The 20,402-nt window shown below is 59.4% G+C and carries 25 protein-coding genes; 15 read left to right on the top strand and 10 right to left on the bottom strand.

Annotation, left to right across the window (positions count from 1 at the left end):
• Nucleotides 1-12: 12 nt before the first annotated feature.
• The 8 genes from RDA78_RS08360 (at nt 13) to RDA78_RS08325 (ending at nt 6,331) form a co-directional block, all read left to right on the top strand.
• Nucleotides 13-777, top strand: coding sequence for a heme ABC transporter permease (locus tag RDA78_RS08360; RefSeq protein ID WP_434054863.1), 765 nt, complete (start codon nt 13-15; stop codon nt 775-777).
• A 4-nt stretch (nt 778-781) separates the two neighbouring features.
• Nucleotides 782-955: a heme exporter protein CcmD gene (gene ccmD, locus RDA78_RS08355; protein WP_434054862.1), complete on the top strand. Its 174-nt coding sequence runs from the start codon at nt 782-784 to the stop codon at nt 953-955.
• Nucleotides 956-960: 5 nt separating this feature from the next.
• On the top strand, nt 961-1,587 hold the full coding sequence (locus RDA78_RS08350) for a DsbE family thiol:disulfide interchange protein (protein WP_434056121.1): 627 nt from the start codon (nt 961-963) through the stop codon (nt 1,585-1,587).
• A 127-nt stretch (nt 1,588-1,714) separates the two neighbouring features.
• Nucleotides 1,715-2,488 (top strand): DUF1223 domain-containing protein, encoded by a 774-nt coding sequence (locus RDA78_RS08345; protein ID WP_434054861.1) that lies wholly within the window; start codon nt 1,715-1,717, stop codon nt 2,486-2,488.
• 130 nt (nt 2,489-2,618) lie between these two features.
• Complete coding sequence (locus RDA78_RS08340; RefSeq protein WP_434054860.1) at nt 2,619-3,512, top strand: cation diffusion facilitator family transporter; 894 nt, start codon at nt 2,619-2,621, stop codon at nt 3,510-3,512.
• Between the two features lie 42 nt (nt 3,513-3,554).
• Nucleotides 3,555-4,391, top strand: a complete 837-nt coding sequence (locus RDA78_RS08335; protein WP_434054859.1) for a carbohydrate ABC transporter permease — start codon at nt 3,555-3,557, stop codon at nt 4,389-4,391.
• Between the two features lie 34 nt (nt 4,392-4,425).
• Complete coding sequence (locus tag RDA78_RS08330; protein WP_434054858.1) at nt 4,426-5,109, top strand: HAD family hydrolase; 684 nt, start codon at nt 4,426-4,428, stop codon at nt 5,107-5,109.
• 106 nt (nt 5,110-5,215) lie between these two features.
• Nucleotides 5,216-6,331, top strand: a complete 1,116-nt coding sequence (locus RDA78_RS08325) for a methyl-accepting chemotaxis protein (protein ID WP_434054857.1) — start codon at nt 5,216-5,218, stop codon at nt 6,329-6,331.
• Nucleotides 6,332-6,441: 110 nt separating this feature from the next.
• Here the strand turns inward: RDA78_RS08325 and RDA78_RS08320 are convergent, their stop codons facing one another.
• From RDA78_RS08320 to RDA78_RS08310, 3 genes are all read right to left on the bottom strand, one after another.
• Nucleotides 6,442-7,770 carry an ammonium transporter gene (locus RDA78_RS08320; RefSeq protein WP_434054856.1) on the bottom strand — a complete coding sequence of 443 codons (1,329 nt, stop codon included), beginning with the start codon at nt 7,768-7,770 and terminating at the stop codon, nt 6,442-6,444.
• 20 nt (nt 7,771-7,790) lie between these two features.
• Entirely contained in the window at nt 7,791-8,129 is a 339-nt protein-coding gene (locus RDA78_RS08315; protein ID WP_421980174.1) for a P-II family nitrogen regulator, read from the bottom strand.
• 427 nt (nt 8,130-8,556) lie between these two features.
• On the bottom strand, nt 8,557-9,108 hold the full coding sequence (locus RDA78_RS08310) for a DUF924 family protein (RefSeq protein ID WP_434054855.1): 552 nt from the start codon (nt 9,106-9,108) through the stop codon (nt 8,557-8,559).
• Nucleotides 9,109-9,400: 292 nt separating this feature from the next.
• Here RDA78_RS08310 and RDA78_RS08305 point away from each other — a divergent pair, with 292 nt between their 5' ends.
• Complete coding sequence (locus RDA78_RS08305) at nt 9,401-9,628, top strand: sulfurtransferase TusA family protein (RefSeq protein ID WP_434054854.1); 228 nt, start codon at nt 9,401-9,403, stop codon at nt 9,626-9,628.
• A gap of 12 nt (nt 9,629-9,640) precedes the next feature.
• On the opposite strand, the gene RDA78_RS08300 is transcribed toward RDA78_RS08305, so the two are convergent.
• A complete protein-coding gene (locus tag RDA78_RS08300) occupies nt 9,641-9,937 on the bottom strand; it encodes a 4a-hydroxytetrahydrobiopterin dehydratase (RefSeq protein ID WP_434054853.1) in 297 nt (98 codons plus the stop codon).
• A gap of 50 nt (nt 9,938-9,987) precedes the next feature.
• Here RDA78_RS08300 and RDA78_RS08295 point away from each other — a divergent pair, with 50 nt between their 5' ends.
• Together RDA78_RS08295 and RDA78_RS08290 are read left to right on the top strand one after the other, a co-directional pair.
• Nucleotides 9,988-10,467, top strand: a complete 480-nt coding sequence (locus RDA78_RS08295) for a low molecular weight protein-tyrosine-phosphatase (RefSeq protein WP_434054852.1) — start codon at nt 9,988-9,990, stop codon at nt 10,465-10,467.
• 106 nt (nt 10,468-10,573) lie between these two features.
• Entirely contained in the window at nt 10,574-10,864 is a 291-nt protein-coding gene (locus RDA78_RS08290; RefSeq protein WP_434054851.1) for a hypothetical protein, read from the top strand.
• A 24-nt stretch (nt 10,865-10,888) separates the two neighbouring features.
• Here RDA78_RS08290 and RDA78_RS08285 read toward each other — a convergent pair whose 3' ends face one another.
• Nucleotides 10,889-11,668 (bottom strand): phosphatase PAP2 family protein, encoded by a 780-nt coding sequence (locus RDA78_RS08285; protein ID WP_434054850.1) that lies wholly within the window; start codon nt 11,666-11,668, stop codon nt 10,889-10,891.
• Between the two features lie 251 nt (nt 11,669-11,919).
• Between RDA78_RS08285 and RDA78_RS08280 the strand changes: the two genes are divergently transcribed.
• Nucleotides 11,920-12,549, top strand: a complete 630-nt coding sequence (locus tag RDA78_RS08280; RefSeq protein WP_434054849.1) for a 2-hydroxychromene-2-carboxylate isomerase — start codon at nt 11,920-11,922, stop codon at nt 12,547-12,549.
• Nucleotides 12,550-12,586: 37 nt separating this feature from the next.
• Here RDA78_RS08280 and RDA78_RS08275 read toward each other — a convergent pair whose 3' ends face one another.
• Complete coding sequence (locus tag RDA78_RS08275) at nt 12,587-13,753, bottom strand: ATP-binding response regulator (protein ID WP_434054848.1); 1,167 nt, start codon at nt 13,751-13,753, stop codon at nt 12,587-12,589.
• A gap of 195 nt (nt 13,754-13,948) precedes the next feature.
• Between RDA78_RS08275 and RDA78_RS08270 the strand changes: the two genes are divergently transcribed.
• Nucleotides 13,949-14,920 carry an AEC family transporter gene (locus RDA78_RS08270; protein WP_434054847.1) on the top strand — a complete coding sequence of 324 codons (972 nt, stop codon included), beginning with the start codon at nt 13,949-13,951 and terminating at the stop codon, nt 14,918-14,920.
• A gap of 9 nt (nt 14,921-14,929) precedes the next feature.
• On the opposite strand, the gene gluQRS is transcribed toward RDA78_RS08270, so the two are convergent.
• The gene (gene gluQRS / locus RDA78_RS08265; protein ID WP_434054846.1) at nt 14,930-15,814 is read right to left on the bottom strand and encodes a tRNA glutamyl-Q(34) synthetase GluQRS; all 885 of its coding nucleotides are present in this window, start codon (nt 15,812-15,814) and stop codon (nt 14,930-14,932) included.
• Nucleotides 15,815-15,912: 98 nt separating this feature from the next.
• Between gluQRS and RDA78_RS08260 the strand changes: the two genes are divergently transcribed.
• The gene (locus RDA78_RS08260; RefSeq protein ID WP_434056120.1) at nt 15,913-16,554 is read left to right on the top strand and encodes a DNA-3-methyladenine glycosylase family protein; all 642 of its coding nucleotides are present in this window, start codon (nt 15,913-15,915) and stop codon (nt 16,552-16,554) included.
• On the opposite strand, the gene RDA78_RS08255 is transcribed toward RDA78_RS08260, so the two are convergent.
• On the bottom strand, nt 16,543-17,334 hold the full coding sequence (locus RDA78_RS08255) for an alpha/beta hydrolase (RefSeq protein ID WP_434054845.1): 792 nt from the start codon (nt 17,332-17,334) through the stop codon (nt 16,543-16,545). The two genes, RDA78_RS08260 and RDA78_RS08255, sit on opposite strands and share 12 nt — an antisense overlap.
• Nucleotides 17,335-17,418: 84 nt before the next feature.
• Between RDA78_RS08255 and RDA78_RS08250 the strand changes: the two genes are divergently transcribed.
• Nucleotides 17,419-18,606 carry a glycosyltransferase family 4 protein gene (locus RDA78_RS08250; RefSeq protein WP_434054844.1) on the top strand — a complete coding sequence of 396 codons (1,188 nt, stop codon included), beginning with the start codon at nt 17,419-17,421 and terminating at the stop codon, nt 18,604-18,606.
• Here RDA78_RS08250 and thpR read toward each other — a convergent pair.
• Together thpR and RDA78_RS08240 are read right to left on the bottom strand one after the other, a co-directional pair.
• Nucleotides 18,588-19,124, bottom strand: a complete 537-nt coding sequence (gene thpR / locus RDA78_RS08245; protein WP_434054843.1) for an RNA 2',3'-cyclic phosphodiesterase — start codon at nt 19,122-19,124, stop codon at nt 18,588-18,590. The two genes, RDA78_RS08250 and thpR, sit on opposite strands and share 19 nt — an antisense overlap.
• A 193-nt stretch (nt 19,125-19,317) precedes the next feature.
• On the bottom strand, nt 19,318-20,370 hold the full coding sequence (locus RDA78_RS08240) for an aldo/keto reductase (protein WP_434054842.1): 1,053 nt from the start codon (nt 20,368-20,370) through the stop codon (nt 19,318-19,320).
• Nucleotides 20,371-20,402: the final 32 nt, after the last annotated feature.

The following is a 20,402-nucleotide window of genomic DNA, read 5'->3' as shown; positions in this document are numbered from 1 at the left end:
AAGTAAGACGCTATGGCATTTTGGGATTATGCAAATCCGACGCGGTTTTTGAGGCTGGTTCAGATTGTTCTGCCCTGGCTCGTCGGACTGTGCGTGATCACCTTCGCGGCGGGGCTCTACATGAGCTTTCAGGCACCCGAAGACTACCAGCAGGGCCAGACCATCCGGATCATGTATATCCACGTCCCGGCCGCCTGGCTGTGCATGATGTGCTACACCGTCATGTCCCTGTCCTCAATCGGGACGTTGGTCTGGAAGCATCCGCTTGCGGACGTTTCCGCGAAAAGCGCAGCTCCGATTGGGGCGGCCTTCACCTTCATGGCCCTGCTGACCGGATCCTTGTGGGGCAAACCCATGTGGGGAACCTACTGGGTCTGGGACGCGCGGCTCACTTCCGTCCTGGTGCTTCTGATCATGTATCTGGGGCTCATGACGCTCTGGCGGACGATGGATGATCCGATCAAGGCCGGCAAGGCCGCAGCGGTACTGACGCTTGTCGGCGCGCTCAACCTGCCGATCATCAAGTTTTCGGTGGACTGGTGGAACACCCTTCATCAGCCCGCCAGTGTTGTTCGCCTTGACGGGCCGACCATTCACCCGGATCAGCTCTGGCCGCTCCTGGTGATGGCGTTGGCCTTCACGCTACTGTTTTTCGTGCTGCATCTGATGGCGATGCGCAACGAAATCCTGCGCCGCCGCGTGCGCGCACTGCGCATGAGAGCGGCGAGCGTTTCACATCCTGGAACCGCTGCCGCGACAGCGCAGCCTGCGGAGTAGACCCATGGATCTCGGACCGCATTCAGGCTTCATCATCGCGTCCTACGCGCTCTGCTTTCTGACGGTTCTGGCGCTGATCGCCTGGGTCAGGATCGACAAGTTCGTCCAGGATCGCGCCCTGAAGCAACTCGCCGAACAGGGAATTTCACGCAACCAACCGGACAGCCGAAAAACATGACCGAAATGGATGCACCTGGATCCGGCTTCAAGCCGGACGGCAAGACGGCAAATGCGCCGGCGAAGCGCGGCTTCCCGGTTCTGGTCCTGTTACCTCTCGTAGTGTTCATGGCACTGGCGGGACTGTTCATGTTCCAGCTCCTGCTCGGCAACGATCCGCAGAAGATCCCGTCCGCGCTGATCGACAAACCCGCCCCCGAATTTTCCCTGACAGCGGTTGAAGGCATCACCAGGGACGGAAGCGTGGTCCCCGGGTTCTCGCGAGAGGACCTTCTCGGAAAAGTGTCTGTCGTCAACGTGTTTGCGTCCTGGTGCGTTCCCTGCCGCCAGGAACACCCGCTTCTTGAAGACCTCGCCAAGGTCAAGGACATTCAGCTGCTCGGCATCAACTACAAGGACAAGCCGGAAAACGCCCGGCGGTTCCTGGGAAGCCTCGGCAATCCCTATAGCCACATCGGTGCCGATCCGGCCGGAAGAACCGCGATCGAGTGGGGTGTTTACGGGGTGCCGGAAACATTTGTTGTCGATAAGGAAGGCACGATCCGGTACAAGTTCATCGGACCTTTGAGCCCTGCGTCCTATCAGGAAGTCTTCCTGCCTGAACTCAGCAAGATCATTGCGGCAAACCGGTAACGGACGGTTCGCCCGATTTCACATTTGTGCGAAATTCCCCCGATCCCGACGATGTCACCGGCTCGTGACTCGCGATTGAAAGCCAAGTTGCATATTTTACCGGCAACCGAAAAAGGAAACGAGCCAAATGGTGGGTCTGACATTTCGGAAAGCACATCAGGCTTTCCGTACGTGTGCTGTTGTTCTGGCCGGAATAGCCGGACTGTCTATATCGATTGGCATCGCCGATGCGCAGCCGAAAAAAGTGGTGGAACTGTTCACGAGCCAGGGCTGTTCGTCCTGTCCTCCGGCGGACAAGCTTGCCGAACGTCTAGTTGAAGAGGACAAAGATGTTCTGACCGTTCTGATGCCGGTCGACTATTGGGACTACCTCGGCTGGAAGGACACGCTTGCCAGCCCCGCACATTCTCAGCGTCAGCGCGCCTACGCGACCCGGCGCGGTGACCGGTCCGTCTACACGCCGCAGATGGTGATCAACGGTGAAGAGCATGTTGTCGGCAGCCGGGAGCGCGACGTCCGGGCAGCGCTTGACCGCGCCGATCCGTTCACCGCGCAGGTCGATCTGACGATATCCGACATGGTCGTGCAAGCGGATCTGGACGGACAACTGCCCGCCGGAGCCAAGATGGCAACGGTCTATTTCCTCAGGATCGACGACGAAGCGACGATTGATATCGGCCGCGGAGAAAATGCCGGAAGGACGATCCGCTACGTGAACATCGTCCGCAATCTGCAGCCGATCGGCGTTTGGGAAGGCGGCGCGGAGACGTTTCGCATGCCGAAATCCAAACTGATGCTGAAAGACGATGCACGCTGCGCCATTATCGTCCAGATCGAAGACCGGGACGGACCGGGCAAGATCATCGGCGCGGCCGTCATGAACCTGCGCGACGGTGCCTGAGGCATCGTCCGCGCTGCACAGTCCTGATACCCCGTCCGGAAAGTACAGGATTAACACGGCGACTATCTTGTATCCTGCGTAAAAACTGCTACCCCTTTGCCGCGACGCGGCTCACGCAACGGGGAAGTGCATGGATCAGGCATTGAGACTTCGGGTTGCTTTTGCAAGCATATTCGTCGGCATCCTGGTCCTGGCCCTCAAGATCGGCGCCTATCTTCTCACCGGCTCGGTCGCGCTTTACTCGGATGCGCTCGAAACGTCCGTCAATATCGTCTCGTCGATTGCAGCGCTTGCCGCTGTCTGGTTGGCTTCCAAGCCCGCGGACAAGAACCACCCCTACGGACACGACAAGGCGGAGTACTTCGCCGCTGTCCTTGTCGGCGTGATGATCGTTCTGGCCGCGATATCCATTTTCCGTGCTGCGTGGGTTGGTTTCACCGCAGGTGATCATCCGAACTATTCGCCGCTCGGGCTCGGGATGAACCTGGCATCGGCGATCATCAACGGCGCATGGGCCCGGTTCCTGATGAACTACGGCCGCAAATCGAGGTCACCTGCGCTCATCGCGGACGGCAAACACCTGATGACGGACGTCGTAACCTCCGTGGGCGTGCTTCTGGGCGTCGGCCTTGTGCTGCTCACCGGCTGGCAACTGCTCGACCCTGCGCTGGCCGTGATTGTCGGTCTGCTGGTACTGTGGTCCGGTTGGGAACTCGTCAAGGAATCGGTCGGCGGGCTCATGGATGAAGCTGCCTCCGCGGAGGTGCTCGGCAAGATCCGGGACCAGATTTCGCAGCAGGGGGAAGGGGCACTGGAAGCCCATGACCTGCGCACACGCATCGCCGGCAGGTCCACCTTCATCGACTTCCACCTCGTCGTCCCCGCAGATATGTCGGTTGATACTGCCCATAACATCTGCGACCGGATCGAAGCAGCCATCAAGGAAGACGTTCCCGGCGCCCGCATCACCATTCACGTCGAGCCGGAACACAAGGCCAAGCATTCGGGTATCGTGGTCGTATGACACAGGAAACGGAGGCCTGACGGGCGTGACACCGTGTTGGAAATGCCTTTGACACACGCATTCAGGCGCAGGGCGCGGCACGCCGTGGATCATGCGATCCTGGTTGCAGGATCCGTGCTCATGTGTCTGCCGGTCTTTTCGATTTTCGCCGCAACCACACATGCCCCCGGCAGCCGGATGCTGCCGCGTCTCGATCCGGGCGGGGCCCTTGTTGCCAACTATGGCGCTTTCCTGTCGTCGAGCGCGGGTTTTTCCGGAGACATCACCGTTGCCGGAATGCTGTGGAATTCGTTTGTGCTCGGTGCAGGGTTTGCATCACTCAAAGTGGTCGTCTCGCTGCTTGCCGCCTATACGCTGGTCTATTTCCGGGTGAAGGGCGCGAGCGCGATCTTCGCTGTTCTGCTCCTCACCCTGATGCTGCCGCTCGAATCCCGGTTTTTGCCCACATATGACGTGGTCGCAGACCTGGGCCTGGTGAACACGGAAGCCGGGCTCATCTTCCCGCTCGTCGCATCGGGTCTCGGGACCTTGTTTTTCCGCCAGTTCCTGCTGACCGTACCCGACACGCTGCTGGAATCGGCGCGGCTGGACGGTGCCGGAAGCTGGAAATTCTTCAAGGACATACTGATGCCCCTGTCGGCACCGACAGCGGCGGCGCTGTTTCTTGTCTTGTTCGTGAACGGCTGGAACCAGTATCTTTGGCCGGTGATGGTGACATCCGAGGAAGCCACCTACACGCTCGTGAGAGGAATGCAGTTTTTCGGCCGCGCCAGCTTGCCCGGCCTGATGCTGGCCATGCTTGCGATCGTGCCGCCGTGCCTTCTCGTCATCTTGTTTCAACGGCAGGTCGTTAAGGGACTGTTTGACGGGTCCCACTAGCTCAGGCCCCAAATGGGGAAAGGACGGTATTCGCATGGCATTTGAAGCAATCCTGTTCGATTGCGACGGCGTTCTGGTCGATTCGGAATTGATCTACGTCGCCGTGGAACGGGAACATCTTGCGCGGATTGGCCTGCACTACGAGCTAAATGAATACATGGACCGGTTTCAGGGTCTCGGCGGCACGGATTTCTGGGCCGCCCTGGACCGGGACCACCGGGCACTTGGAAAGGGACCGCTGCCGCCGAATTTCGGTCCGGATCTTGATGAGGCCACCATGGAACGCATCAACCGTGAACTCGCGGAGATCGCCGGTATCAAACAGCTACTGGAAAACCACGACGGACGGCGCGCCGTCGCCTCCTCCTCGCGCCTGAAGAGACTGGTCCACAAGCTGCGGCACACGGGTCTTCATGCGTATTTCGACCCTCACATCTATTCGGGCGAGCAGGTGCAGAACGGCAAGCCGGCTCCGGATCTTTTCCTGTTCGCCGCACAGAGGCTCGATGCGAACCCGCAATCCTGTCTGGTAATAGAAGACAGCGCCAATGGCGTGAAGGCCGGCCTTGCCGCGGGCATGACGGTCTGGGGATTTGTCGGCGGCGGACACAGTCACGGCGGGCATGGGGACCAGCTTCTTCAGGCCGGAGCGCACAGGATTGTCGACAGCCATGACGACCTGTCCAGCCTTTTGCAACCCGGCAGCACCCTTGCATGAAATCAGCTGCGGCCGGTCAAACCTTCAAACATCAAGAGGCGGGCGACGCACGATTGTGCAACAGGAGCTACATTGATCCCGACTTCTTAATTCAAAGGGACACACCATGTTCAAGCGTGCCGTGATCACGGCTCTGATCGTCGGATCCATCCTCACGGTCATCAACCAGGTCGACGCTGTCTTCGGGCAGGCCGAATTGATCATCTGGCAGGCTCTTTTGTCGACAGCCGTGCCCTTTATCGTCTCTCTCGTGAGCGCTTATCTCACCTTGAAGACCACGGATCCGAACAGCGCTGCGCACGCGGAGAATGAAGCCCGCGGGAACGGGCCGGGGAAGACCGGACGGGAAGAGCAGCCAGATGCCGGGACATCGGCACGGCTCCCCGCCGACGCCGACGTCCGGCAGTTGGAAGACGCCTGGACCGTCGTTTCGGAGATCGGGCAGAATGCGAGGGCAGTGAACATTGCCAGCAAGGAACGCGCGGATTTCCTGGCGGACCTGATATCCACCTCCGAGCATATCCAGAAGGACCTTCAGTCCGTAGGGCTTGAAGCACGCGGCTGTACGCAGGACCTCGCCGATGCCGGAGGCAAGATCACGCAGGCACGTGAGGGGATAACGGCAATTTCGCAAACCTGCCTCAGCGCAGCGGAACTCATCGGACATCTGAGCACGGCCACATCAGACCTGACCCGCAAATTCAATGATATCGAAAATCTGGCTCAGGAGATTTCGTCGATCTCATCACAGACCAACTTGCTTGCGCTCAACGCGACGATCGAAGCAGCCCGTGCGGGCGATGCCGGCAAAGGCTTTTCGGTCGTTGCAGGCGAGGTGAAGGCGCTGGCCGGGTCGACGGAAAGAGCCGTTGAATCCATTGCCACGATCCTTTCTGAAATGACGCAATCGCTTGCAGAGACACGTCAGCTTGTCGAAACCGCGAAAGAAAAGCTGCAGCTTTCCGATACGCAAAGCGCCAGCAGTCTGGAGCAGATTTCTTCGGTGGAAACCTGTTTGAACGATCTGACCACGCGCAACCAAGCAACGTCCCTCCAGATGACGGACCGAACCGCTGCACTCGACAGGGTATCGACCAACCTCCATCAGATCCGCAAGGACACGGAAAACGCAATCAAGGGATCGGCCAGGAACATCGAGCTTGCCAGGCGTGCTTCGGAGACCGTTCAGGAAGTGGCCGAAAGACTGACGCGAGCCGGCTGAAACCGGGCGCATTCTTCAGGCAAAAAAAACCCGGGGTTGCCCCCGGGTTTCCAGTTTGCGGTCCGAGCCATTAGACCGCCTGGGAGATTTCTTTCTTCGCCTCTGAAACCTCAGAGACGCTGAGAACCGGTTCCGAATTCCGGATAGGCTTCCACACCGATTTCGACCTTGTCGAGGCCGAGTGCCTCTTCTTCGTCGGAGACGCGGATACCCATGGTGCTCTTCAGGATGAACCAGACGATGCCGCTGGCAACGAATGCGAACACGCCGTAGGAGACGATCCCGATGATCTGCGTGCCGTAGGAGGCATCGCCGTTCGACAGCGGAACAATCAGGGTGCCCCAGATGCCTGCAAGCAGGTGAACCGGGATAGCGCCGACAACATCGTCGATTTTCAGCTTGTCGAGCAGCGGAACGGCGAAGACAACGATCGCACCGCCGACACCACCGATGAACAGTGTTGCCCACATGCTCGGAGCAAGCGGTTCAGCCGTGATGGAGACCAGGCCGGCAAGAGCACCGTTGAGCGCCATGGTCACGTCGACTTTCTTGTAGAGAACCTGGGTCAGGATCACCGCAACGATGACACCGGAAGCTGCAGCCATGTTGGTGTTGGCGAAGATGCGCGAGATATCGGTGACATCGCCAATAGAACCCATTGCCAGCTGCGACGCGCCGTTGAAGCCGAACCAGCCGAGCCACAGGATGAACGTGCCGAGCGTTGCGAGCGGCATGGACGATCCGGGCAGCGGATGCACGGTGCCGTCTGCGCCATACTTGCCCTTACGCGCGCCGAGAATGATCGCACCGGCCAGAGCAGCCCAGCCACCCACGGAGTGAACGATCGTGGAACCGGCGAAGTCGGAGAAGCCCATTTCGGACAGCCAGCCGGCGCCCCACTGCCAGGAACCGGAAATCGGATAGATGATACCAGTCAGGACAGCCGTGAAAATCAGGAACGGCCAGAGCTTGACGCGCTCGGCCACGGTGCCGGAGACGATTGAAGCCGTTGCAGCCACGAACACCATCTGGAAGAACCAGTCGGAAGCCGTGGAGTAACCGGTATCGAGGGCGTCGCCACCGACCGGATCGAACGAATACGGGCCGAAGGAACCGATGAAGCCGCCGTCAACGCCGGTATACATCAGGTTGTAGCCGGTGATCCAGAACATGACGCCTGCGATCGAGTAAAGCGAGATGTTTTTCAGGCACTGCATCGACACGTTTTTCGAACGCACGAGGCCGGCTTCCAGCATCGCAAAGCCGGCAGCCATCCACATGACGAGGAAACCGCCGATGAGGAACAGGAGTGTGTTGAAAATATAAGCGACTTCCGGAGACACGGCCGGAGTTTCAGCCGCATCCTGAGCGAAAACCGGCAGAGCCGAAAGGCTCAACACGGCAAGCGCCGCCGCACTCTTAGCGACAAGTTTTTTCATGATACGTTTCCTTACCTAAATCACAGAGCTTCGGCGTCTGTTTCGCCAGTGCGGATGCGCACAGCCTGATCGATCGAGTGAACGAATATTTTGCCGTCTCCGATCTGACCGGTTTTTGCGGCCCCGGAGATCACGTCAATTACCTTCTCGACATCAGAGGTATCGACGGCGACTTCGATTTTCAGCTTCGGCAGGAAGCTCACCGCGTACTCTGTTCCGCGGTAGATTTCGGTATGCCCCTTTTGGCGGCCATAACCCTTCACTTCGGTCACCGTCAGACCCTGTATGCCGATGCCTGTCAGGGCATCGCGCACTTCGTCGAGCTTGAACGGCTTAATGATGGCCATCACTATTTTCATTGCTCGTACCATTCCCCTTTTTTCGCCCCTTCCCTTCGAAGGCGCTCGGTCGTCGACCCTGGTGCCGTGCCTGGTTTGTGCCCCTCTGGAAGAACGATCAGGTCTCGAATGCACCGTGCCCAAATAGCCGGGCCAACGTCGGCGACTGTTAATCAAGGACCGTGCCAACTGGCAGGATAAATTGAAAAGGCAAATTAATTCAGATACTTGAACGAGGGCGAACGGAATTCGCGCGTTAAGACATCTGACTGTGATGAATTTAGAGGCATTTTTTCTGATTAAAAAATAGTCGAATTTCGTGCAGAGTGTGAATAATTAGGCAGGCCGAAGTCTGAGCAAAAGCATCGAAATGAGGCAGGCCGGCAAACGCAGCCGGGACACCGGTCCTTCGGCCGGATGAAACCGGAAACGCGTCAACGCGTGGGGTTCAGGCGGAAAACCCACCATCCTCCAGATAAGCAATTTCGTCGGGCGTTGATTCGCGATTGAGAACCTTGTTGCGATGAGGAAATCGCCCGAAACGCCTGATCACATCCATGTGGATCAGGGCGTAATGATAAAAATCCGTGTTACCAAGGCGCCGGCACAGATCAACGCACCGCTCCTGGTGGGACATGTCTTCGGAATGTTCAAACGGCAGATAAAAGAACACGCGCACGTCTTTCGGGAACGCACGGTCGAAACCTCTTTCAAGGGCGGCTTCGGCAATCGACACGGCTTTTGCGTCTGCCGCAAACGCCTCGGGTGTGCCCCTGAAAATGTTGCGCGTCATCTGATCAAGCAGGATCAGGAGCGCGAGCGCTCCATCAGCCGTTTCCGCCCAGTGATCCAGCTTGCCGGCGATCGCATCTTCAACGGTTCCGCGGAAGCCCTCTCGGCAGCTGCCGTCGAACTTGTCCCCGCCTGCAAACCATTTCGGCGCACCGGCCTGCCACCAGAAATCGAGAACATCCAATGGGGAAACAGGCGCTTTGGGCATCTGGGCACTTCCAATCGTCAACAATGAAACCGGACGCCCCCGGGGGGAACTCCGCGCCGGGAGGGACAACAACGCCACACTCGCACGGAAACCGCAAAAGGTCAGGTCTTATTCACCGCAGGCCCGGCTTTGCCCTTCCTGCTTGCAATGAAACAAAATGCGCATGGATCTTTCTTACCACGGGACCATTAGTTGCCATTGAAAGAATGGAAACAGACAGCCTTTTGAACTAGATGATGCACTGAACAGACATCGCGCGGGAAGCTGCGCGTCCGACAACAGAAGGCTCGTTGTGTCCGAAACCCTGCTCGATCTGAAGGGGCTGAAATGCCCGCTCCCCGTTCTCAAGGCACGCAAGGCCATGTCGAGGATAACTGCTGGCGACAGGCTGGTCGTCCTGACAACCGATCCGATGGCCGAAATCGACATTCCTCACTTCTGCCAGGAAAACGGCCACACGCTCGTCTCGAGCGAACGCACTGATTTCGGTCACCGCTTCCTGCTCGCCAAGGGCGCTTGAAATCCAGTCACATCAGGTTTTGGACGCAACCTCGTCGATCTGTCGGGCAAGGTCCAGGTCCAGCTCGCTCAGCCCACCGACATCATGGGTCGCGAGCGTGATATCGACCGTCCGGTAGACATTAGACCATTCAGGATGATGGTTCATTTTTTCGGCGAGAAGCGCCACGTGGGTCATGAAGGCGAAGGCTTCACAGAAGTCCTTGAACTTGAAGGATCTGAAAATCGCCTCGCGTCCGTCGCACATGTGCCAGTGCGGCAACGTGTTGAGCCCTGCAGCCCGGTCTTCCGGTTTCAGTCGTTCAACCATCCGTTCAACCCTCCGGTTCGATGTTGCAATTCGCGACACCCCTGAGCACGATGTCGCTACAGAGAATATCGGAGAGTGCATTGACCCACAAAGTCCTGTTTGTCTGTCTTGGCAACATTTGCCGTTCACCCCTCGCTGAAGGCATATTTTCCGGACTGGTCGATGACGCCGGCCTGACCGGTGATTTTCAGATCGACTCGGCGGGCACAGGGGCGTGGCATATCGGCAATCCGCCCGATCCGCGATCGGTGGAGATTGCCGCAAGAAACGGTATCGACATCTCGCATCAGCAGGCGCGCACGGTGTCTTTGGATGATTTCGACCGGTTTGACGTCATCGTTGCGATGGATGGCAACAATCTCGCGACGCTTTCGTCCCTCTGCGCGACACCGCGTGCCGAGATACGTCTCCTTTTGAACGCCCCGCCAATGGATGTACCGGACCCCTACTTCGGCGGCCCGGAGGGTTTTGAAGACGTGTATCTCCTGATCCGGTCCGGCTGCGAAAAGCTGCTTGCGACCATTCGCTGAGTGCAATCCAAAGGTCAGTCCCGGGACATTTGAACTTTTGTTTTCATAAATCCTTCTTACAGCCTGCGGTAAGGGTAGGGTTCCCGACCTCGAGGCTTGATTTGCAATGAAGTTTCTCTGGTGGTCCCTGGCCGCCTTGCTCCTGTTGCTGGGATTCGCGACGGTATGGCTGCCCATCCCGACGGGAGTGCCGCTGCTTGCCCTCGGACTGATCGTGATCGTCGGCACGAGCAGAAGCGCGGCACGGCTGTTGCGCAGGCGGCGACGGACAACGCCTCCCTTGAATGATGCAATCACCTGGGTTGAGAACCGGTCTCCGCTGCGCTTTGCCAAAATTCTGAAGCGGACCCGCCCGAGGAAAAAACAGTATCAGCCGGATCGCGAGCATCTCACCTGATCGTTCGCACCTGGGCGGACGGACTCAATGCTCTGAAAACGCGCGCAAGGCGCCGCTCAACAGCCGTTTGGCACGACGCACGGCACGGCGGAGATAGCGATGCAGACGCCGGCCCTTCACCGTGAACCATTCGTCGAGCTTCCGGTCCGTGACGAGCGGCGGAACTCTCTGGTAGAGAAGATGGTAGACGGCGAGAATGAGGAGCAGGGTGACGCCCCATGAAATCAGCGTGTCGGAAAAGAAATGCCCGCCGAACGCAACCCGGTTGGCCGACAGGATCACGCAGAGCGGCAGCACGAAGCACAAGGTTGCCTTGCGCCAGCTCGCCGGCACGAGAAACGCAACGGACGTGAGCCAGATCGCAGCGGAGGCCTCGCCGGAAACGAAGGAACAGTTGCGCTCGCACTGATCGGAAATCACCCAGACAGGCTGATGCGACAGGTCGCCTCCGAATTCCTCGACATACCGGGGCCGCGGGCGTCCCCAGTTGTCTTTCAGTATCGTGTTTACCAGGACACCCGGACCCATGATAAGCGTGGTGAGCAGAAACAGCGGCTGCCGAAGCGGTAGGATCGGGGGCCGCCCGGGCGCGAACAGCTTCAGAACAAGCACGGCGACGCAACTGATCGCGATCACCCGCACCAGAAACGGCCCCAGGTGCCTCACGTCGCGCAAAAACGCATCATTTTGTGCCCAGAAACCTGCGGTCTCCGAATAGAACAGGCCGCTGACAAGGAAGTCGATGCGCGGAAACGCAAGGAAAAACGCGGAGACGACGGCGATGTAGATTGACACGCAAACCATGGGATGCGCCCTGCACCAACCGGCTAACTTGCGAAGCCCGGACTTGGGATTATTCTCGTGTGATACGGTTTGCGTCATTACTGCTTTTTGAACCAATTCGGAGTTTCGCGTTCAAGGTCGTTCCATTGCAGCCTGTTTTGTGAGGGTATGACCTAGCGCATCCAGCGGTGCCATCCAAGTCCCGGAAAACGGCAAACGAGCGAGCGGAGTATCACAAGGTGTCCACGAGTCGCCAGCCCGGCAAGCATGCAATGTCCGACATCGTTTCGGCACGAGCGGACGAACGCCCCCTGATTGAATTCTGGTACGAGTTCGCATCCACATACAGCTACTTGTCGGCCATGCGCATCGAGACCTTGGCCCATGACTGCAACATCCGCATTGCCTGGCGCCCGTTCCTGCTCGGACCCATTTTCAAGAAACAGGGCTGGGACACCTCTCCCTTCAACCTTCATCCTGCCAAGGGACGCTACATGTGGCAGGACATGGAACGGCAATGCGAAAGATACGGCCTGCCCTTCACGATGCCCGCACCGTTTCCCCAGCATAGCCTTCTCGCGGCAAGGATCGCCCATGGCGGCCGGCAGCAATCGTGGATCGGAGCATTTACGCGTTCGGTCTATGTCGCTGAATTCGGACAGGGCCTTGATATCTCGGACGAAGGCCTGATGGCCAATCTTCTGCTGGAAGCGGGCGCGCCCGTCACCCAGGCACTCAAGGATACGGGCAGCTCCGAAACCAAGATCGGCCTGCGGGCGGCGGTTTCGGAAGCCGAGGAGCGCGGGATCTTCGGTGCGCCCAGTTTCGTTCTTGAAAGCGGTGAACTCTTTTGGGGTGACGACCGGCTGGAACTTGCGCTGGAAACGGCCGCACGCGGCTAAATCGGCGAATCGCCCGGTCCGGAACGGCCTGGCAGCATCAACGCATCGAGGACGACTGTTCGCCCTGGAGACGCACGCGTTCGAGCGCTGCAAACAGCTCCGCCGGTGAAAGCGGTTTAGCAATGACGTTTGCGAAACCGGCCGCCCGCAGCTGCGTTTCGCCAACGGCCTCAACCGCAGCGGTCACGGCAATGAGCGGCAAGTGTGCCTTCGCCGGGTCGGTCTTGATTTCACGCGCGGTTTCAACCCCGCTTTTTCCCGGCATGTTGAGGTCGAGAAGCACCGCGTCATAATCGGTACGTTGAAGCGCGTCCAGCGCCCCATCGCCCGAATGGACCACGTCAAAGGAATATCCGAACGATTCCATCAAGGCCGACATGAGGCGGCAATTGGTTTCGTTGTCGTCCACGATCAGGACATGGGCCGCAGCTGTTGCTGCTGTTTTCTCGACCAGCGGCACGCTGTCCAGAACGGGCTGCCGGGCTTCCGCAATGCCTCTTTGCGCGGGGATGTAAAGCTCGAACCGGCTTCCGCCCGCCTCGGGCCGTACCAGACGGATCTGCCCGCCCAGTTCGCGCGATTGAGAGGCCGCTCCCCAAAGACCCAGGCCCGATCCCTCGGCTGTCTCTAGACCACGTTTGCCGCGCGTAAAAGGACGAAACAGCTCGTCTTGCTCATCCGCATCGATACCCGGGCCCGTGTCAGTCACCGCGACACAGACAAATTCGGGCGCATTTTCTGCTTGGTCTTCGGCCGAACGCGTGGCCTGCATCACCTCGACATTGACCGACCCCTGTACGGTGTATTTCACCGCGTTATCCAGCAACGTCGTTACGATCCTTCGCAACTCGGCGGCTTGAGCCGTCACGAAATCCGCCGCGGCCGGTTCCAGGTGGATCTCGAATGCGAGGCCTTTCTCGTCGGCCGCAATCTGGAACAGCTCCGCACAGTCCCCAACGACCTCCACAACCGCATGTTGCGGGGGCTCTGTCCCTCCATCTGAACTGACCGCTTCGACAAGTTCTCCCGTCATGTCCGTCAGCGCATCAATTGACCGAATGAGAATCGAGAGCTTGTCGAACTGGTCATCATCCAACGGCCTGCTGCCGATGAGTTCCGCGGTCAGCCTCATCGCGGCAAGCGGCGTTCTGAGATCATGTGCCAGCAATGCCAGCTTGACAGCTTCGTCGTCACGGTCCGGCATGAGGCCCGGTTCCTTCTTCGCGCAGGAACAGTCGGATCACCGTGGTTCCAGCGTTCGGGTGAAACGGGAAGGTCCAGTGTCTTTCGTTGTCGTCATTTTGAAGGCTAGCCGCGCGCGATCCAATCCCCTAAAAGCATTTCCCAACCGCAAATTTTTACCTGCGCCCCTTCGCCCTCAAAGCCTCGCTGAAACCGGATGCTTGCACAAACCTTCCTGATCGTCGCCCCCGTCTTTCTCCTGATCGGGATTGGCTACTGCCTCGCTCGCTTTGGCGTCCTGAACCAGTCCATCGGCGAAGCGCTCGGCGACTTTGTCTTCATTGTCGCCGTGCCTGTCCTGATCTTTCGCTCGCTCATCAATGCGGACCTGTCCGGCGGGTTTCCGCCAACGCTCTGGGGCAGCTACTTCATGGGCGTCGCGGTTGCATGGATGCTTGGAACACTGGTTATTCGAAAGGTGTTTCGCCGCGAGGCACGAGCCGGCGCAATCGGAGCAATATCGGCCTCTTACTCCAATCTCGTGCTTGTCGGCATGCCCCTTGTTGCCGCTGTCTATGGCAATGACGGGCTTGTGCCGCTCCTCCTGATCATTTCCGTTCACCTTGCCACCATGACGGTTTTGACGGCGATCGCCATGGAGCGAACGGCGGCAATCGACAGCGGCATCGAAATGCCGCCAGTCGGCAAGCTCGCCCTTAAGGCAGGCAGGAAAGTCTGCACCAATCCGCTAATCATCACGGTGATTTTCGCGCTGATCTGGCGTCAGACCGGACTGGAAATACCGGACATCGGCGACGACGTCCTGCGCCGTGTTGCTGCAACGGCCCTGCCGCTGGCCCTGCTCTCTCTCGGCATGAGCCTCGTACACTACGGATTGCGCGGGAACATCCTGCCCGGGTTTCTGCTTGGCGCGATCAAGATCTTCATCATGCCGGCTGTCGTATTTCTGGCGGCGGCATTCCTATTTCAGCTTCCCCCGCTGTGGACGGCCGCAGCAACCCTCGCCGCCGGCTGCCCGACCGGAGTGAACGCCTACATATTTGCCAACCGGTACGGCACCGGACATGCGATGTCGGCGAATGCGATCACGCTGACCACCCTCGCGGCAATCGGCACCATGAGCCTCTGGACGTCGTTTCTGGCTTACTGGTTCGATGGCGCGTTTTGACCGCCCTGTTCAAAGACCGATGCGCCGCCGCAGTTGCCTGAGCCCAAGCCCGCCTTCGCGCAACGACTTGAGGCTTGTGTCATCATTCGATTTCGAAAGTTTGCACCCATCAGGGCCAAGAACAAGCCGGTGATGCCGGTAAACGGGCTCCGGCAGATCGAGCAATACCTGCAGAACGCGGTGGACGCTTGTCGCGTGATAAAGATCCTGCCCGCGCAGCACGTCTGTGATGCCCTGGCGCGCGTCGTCAATCACCACGGCCAGATGATAGCTGGTTGGCGTATCCTTGCGCGCCAACACCACGTCCCCCCAACTTGCCGCATCGACCGCGACCGCTTCCGCGGGCCCGAACAGTGCCTTCCCCTCTGAACCGGCTTCCTGCCAGGTGAGGCCGGGTCCGATCCGGGTAAGTGCTTTTTGCATGTCGAGGCGAAGGGTGAACGATGCGTCGCTGTCCATGCGGCTCCCGAGTTCACCTTCGGAAAGAACCGCCCGGTCACCGGGATAAAGCGGCGCGCCGTCAGGATCACGCGGCCAGCTCTGTCCTTTTTCCTCGCTGCCGTGCACGAAACGCCTGATTTCGGCTCTCGACAAGTAGGCCGGATAGATCAGGCCCATGTCCTGAAGCCTTTCGAGCGCCGCACGATAGTCTGGAAAGTGGTCGGACTGCCGCAGGACCGGCTCGTCAAGGGGCAGGCCGAGCCACGCCAGGTCTTCGAACATGCCGGCTTCGAGCTCCGGCGTGCAACGCGCCTGGTCGATATCCTCGACGCGCACCAGGAAACGCCCTTCCAGAGCCACGGCCGCGCGCGCATTCAACAAAGCGGAAAGCGCATGGCCGATGTGCAGGTATCCATTCGGGGAAGGGGCGAAACGAAAGACAGGTGTGCTCATGAAGGCGGCGGATACGGGTTGACGCGGACGCGGACATGAATCATGACCGGCTGTATACCTATCATCCCCGCCGCACCGTGCAAGACAAGACCACCGATATGACACCGATTGAGACCGACGCGGACGTTCAGAGGGGATTGACGGCCCTTCTCGGTGCAAATCCGGACTTGGCCGCGATCGCCAGTGCCACGGGGGCCTTGCCGCTCCGCCGGCGTGCCGCCGACTTTGCCGGGCTCACGCAGATCGTCACGGCTCAACAGGTCTCCGTTGCCAGCGCGGCCGCGATCTTTGAACGGGTGCGCGCACTCATTTCTCCCCTGACGCCGGAGACGCTCGCGAACTTTTCCGACGCGGATTTGGCAGCAGCAGGACTTTCCCGTCCCAAGATCAAAACAATTCGCGCCGTGGCGGCCGCCTGCGAAGGCGGATTGGATCTGGAAAGACTTGCAGAAGTGCCGGCCAGTGAGGCACACGCGACCCTTTGCGAAATTAAGGGCATCGGACGATGGAGCGCAGATATCTTCCTGCTCTTTTGCGCAGGGCATCCCGATGTTTTCCCGAGCGGCGACCTTGCACTGCAGATCGCCGTACAGGACGCCTTGGGTCTTGAAACAAGACCGGCAGTGCGCGACCTCGACGAGATCGCGCTGAAATGGGCGCCCCATCGCGCTGTCGCGGCCCGTCTGTTCTGGTCCTGGTACCGGGTTATGAAAAACGGCCGTGAGACCTTACCTGTCTGAGGGCGCCGAATGTGAAAGCGCGGCCTCGAGCGAACGAAGCAGGAGTGCGATGTCCTGCGGACGCGACAGCCTGTGATCGCCGTCGGGCACAAGAGAAAACGTCACATCGTCACGTGGCAGAGCCTCGACCAACCTTTGCGCGTGGCTTGCCGGCACATCAGGGTCCTTTGCCCCCTGCAGGATCGTGATCGGAACGCCGAGATGCAGTTCACGCCCGAACAGCAAATGGTCCCGTCCGTCTTCGATCAGTTTTCGCGTGATGACGTAAGGGTCGTCACTGTAGTCGGAGGGTTGAGCCCAGAATCCCTTTTCAAGAATCGCCGTCCGGATGTCATCATTGAAGCGCTTCTTCCACATCAGCTCTTCGGTGAAATCGAGGGCTGGTGCGATCAGGACAAGTCCCTTAATCCGTCCCGCCGCCTTCCGGCTCAGCGTCAAAAGCAACGCAATCCATCCACCCATGGATGACCCGACAAGCAGCGCGCCCTTACCGCAGAACCTGTCAAAGACCGCCTCTGCCTCTTCCAGCCAGTCGGATACACACGCATCTTCGAACCGGCCGCCGGACCGCCCGTGACCGGAATAATCGAAGCGAACTATGGCCTGGCCGCTGCGCCTGCCGAAATCGGCAACGGCCTCCGCTTTCGTGCCGGTCATGTCGGACTTGAACCCGGACAGCCACAGCACAGCCGGTGCACGTCCTTCCGCAATATCGACCGCAATCCTGCGTTCCCTGCCGCCTTTTCCGACCTGAATGAATTGCGGTTCCTGTCCACCCATATTATGGCTCTCATTCCCTGGTGACGCTTCAGCCTGCCCTTTGACACGGCTGAGCCGAACTTTAAAGCTCTCCGGAGACAGGAATTGCAACAATTCAAACCCGGGACGACTGTCCTGCAAGTGATCCCGGACCTGAATTCGGGCGGCGCGGAACGCACCACGCTCGATGTGGCGCGGGCGATCGTCGATGCCGGCGGCACGGCACTGGTGGTCAGTCAGGGCGGGCAGATGGTCGCGGAACTGGAAGCTTCGGGCGCCGAGCATATCGTCCTGCCGGTCAAGTCCAAGAACCCGGTGACACTTTTCAGGAATGCAGATGCGCTGAAGGAACTAATCACGGAAAGAAAGACAGATATCATTCATGCGAGAAGTCGGGCGCCCGCCTGGTCGGCACTGCGCGCGGCGCGCTTGGCGCGCATCCCGTTTGTTACCACCTATCATGGCACCTACAAACAATCGAACGCCCTGAAGTCCCTCTACAATTCGGTCATGGCGCGCGGAGACGCCGTCATCGCCAACTCCCGCTTCATCGCCGACCTGATCACCGCGCGGCATCCGTTTGCGGCGAGGAAGATAACCGTGATTCCGCGCGGCTCGGACCTGAAAGGCCTCGCACCTGAAAGTGTCAGCGCTCTCCGGCAACAGGCCTTGAAGGACAGCTGGGGCGTACCGGCTGGAAAACCGATCGTGCTGAACATGGCCCGCCTCACAGCCTGGAAGGGTCAGAAGGTCGTCATCGAAGCCATGGCCAGCTTGCGCGACATGGGACACAGGGACCCGGTCGCGATTCTGGCGGGTGATGCACAGGGCCGGGACAGCTATGCCGCGGAACTGAAACAGATGATCGCCGAAAACGAACTGCAGGACCAGGTCCGGCTTGTCGGACATTGCAGCGACGTCCCGGCGGCCCTTGCGCTCGCCGACATGTCGGTTGTCGCCTCTGTCGAGCCCGAAGCCTTTGGCCGAGCGGCGGTGGAAGCGCAGGCGGCTGGCGTGCCGGTCATCGTATCCGACCACGGCGCTGTCCCGGAAACTGTGCTGGCACCACCCGAGGTCGCGGAAGACGAACGCACGGGCTGGCGGGTCGTGCCCGACGACGCGATGGCGCTTGCGGTCGCGATCAACTCGGTCCTAGCGCAGGAACCTGGAATGCTTGAGGCGATGAAGGCGCGGGCGCTTGACCACGTGCACCGTAATTTCTCGGTCGAAAGGATGTGCAGCCGCACGCTCGAGGTCTATGCCGGGCTCCTGGATCAGGCAGCGAGCGGATAGGCCTCTTCCACCAGGTAGGGACCGCCACCGACACTCGATTTTGCCGAGAAGAGAACGAAGCGCCCCGCGACAAAGGGCGGCGCCTGGAAGTTGCCGCGTTCACTCAACCACTTGGCGACATCCTCGTTGGTCGACGTCTTGCAGCGTGCGACCGTCACATGCGGTATGTATTTCCGCCGCTCTGCGGGCAAATGCATCCGCTGCAGTATCCGTTCCTGCTCGGCCTGCAGCTCGGCAAGTTGTGTCGTCGGCTCGACCCGGGCCCAGACGGCATGCGGCTTTCCGTTTCCGAAAGATCCGAGGCCGGTCAACCGGATTTCGACCGGATCACGCCGAATGCGATCAAGTGCGGCGACAACTTCATCCGCGGTACGATCATCGATGTCTCCGATGAAGCGCAGCGTGAGGTGATAGTTCTCCGGGTCGATCCAGCGGGCGCCCCGGAGGCCTCCCCGGAGCATGGAAAGCATGAGAGCCGTTTCAGACGGAATCTCAAGGCCTGTGAATAGGCGCGGCATGGGGTCTCCCTCCGCAGTCGCTGTCTAAATCCATGAGGAATCAACTTCATGAAAATCGCAAGACAAAAATCTAAGTTTCTGAAGTGGAATCGGAATTCGGATTGCACGTCTTCAATCGGCGCAGCCCGGCACGAAAAAAATCGGACCCGAGACGGAAAATGATTCTCTTTCCGCGCGGACAAACTCGAAATGCCTACGGCGCGGTGTTTCCGAATTCCTGATGAATGGTGTCGATCTTCGAAAGCACATCGTCGCTCAACACGAGATCGGCAGCAGCAATATCCGTTTCCAGTTGATCCATCCGGGTTGCACCAATGATGACGGACGTCATGAAACTGCGCGATTTAGCGAAAGCCAGCGCCATCTGTGCCGGGTCGAGCCCGGCCGCCTGCGCAAGATTGAAATAGGCATCCACCGCCTCGAATGTCCGCGGGTGTTCGTAGCGCTGCATTTTGTTGAAGAGGGTCTTGCGGGCTCCGCCCGGCAATGCGCCATTGCGGTACTTTCCGGTCAGATAGCCTTGTGCGAGCGATGAATAGGCGAGCAGCCCGACATCTTCGCGGCGCGCGATTTCAGCCAGGCCCGTTTCGAATGTCCTGTTGACCATCGAGTAGGCATTCTGGATGGAAGCGATCCTCGGAACGTCGTAAAGCTCCGACGCTGCCAGGTACCGCATCGTGCCCCAAGAACTCTCGTTGGAAACGCCGACGGCCCGGATCTTTCCTGCCTTGACCAGGTCGCCCATGATTTCGAGCGTCGACTGGATGCTGTTTTCATTTTCGACCGGTTCCGCATCCTTCCAGCGCGCCGGATTGGAACCGAAGCCGGACACGTTCCGGTCCGGCCAGTGGATCTGGTAGAGATCGATGTAATCGGTCTTCAGGTTGTTGAGGCTGCGGTCAACCGCGAACTCGATCTGCTTGCGCGACAATTCCCCCGTCTGGCCGTTCTCGCGAAACCAGTCCATCACCGTACGCCCGACAACCTTGGTCGCCATGATGACTTTGTCGCGCCGCCCCGTCCTCTCGAACCAGGTTCCGATGATGCGTTCTGTCCGTCCCTGCGTCTCCCGGTTTGCAGGAATAGGATACAGTTCGGCCGCATCGAAAAAGTTGATGCCGTGGTCGACGGCATAGTCCATTTGCGCGTGGCCTTCGGCTTCCGTGTTCTGTTCGCCGAACGTCATCGTTCCGAGGCAAAGAGCGCTCACATGCATGTCGGTGCGGCCGAGACGGCGCTTTTCCATCTGAGATTCCTTCAGGTTTTCGGATAAGCCCT

The sequence above is a fragment of the Roseibium sp. genome, from assembly GCF_051016195.1.
In the GTDB taxonomy this organism is placed as follows: Bacteria; Pseudomonadota; Alphaproteobacteria; order Rhizobiales; family Stappiaceae; genus Roseibium.
Note: the sequence above shows the minus strand (reverse complement) of the source record. Positions and strands in the feature narration are given on the sequence as shown.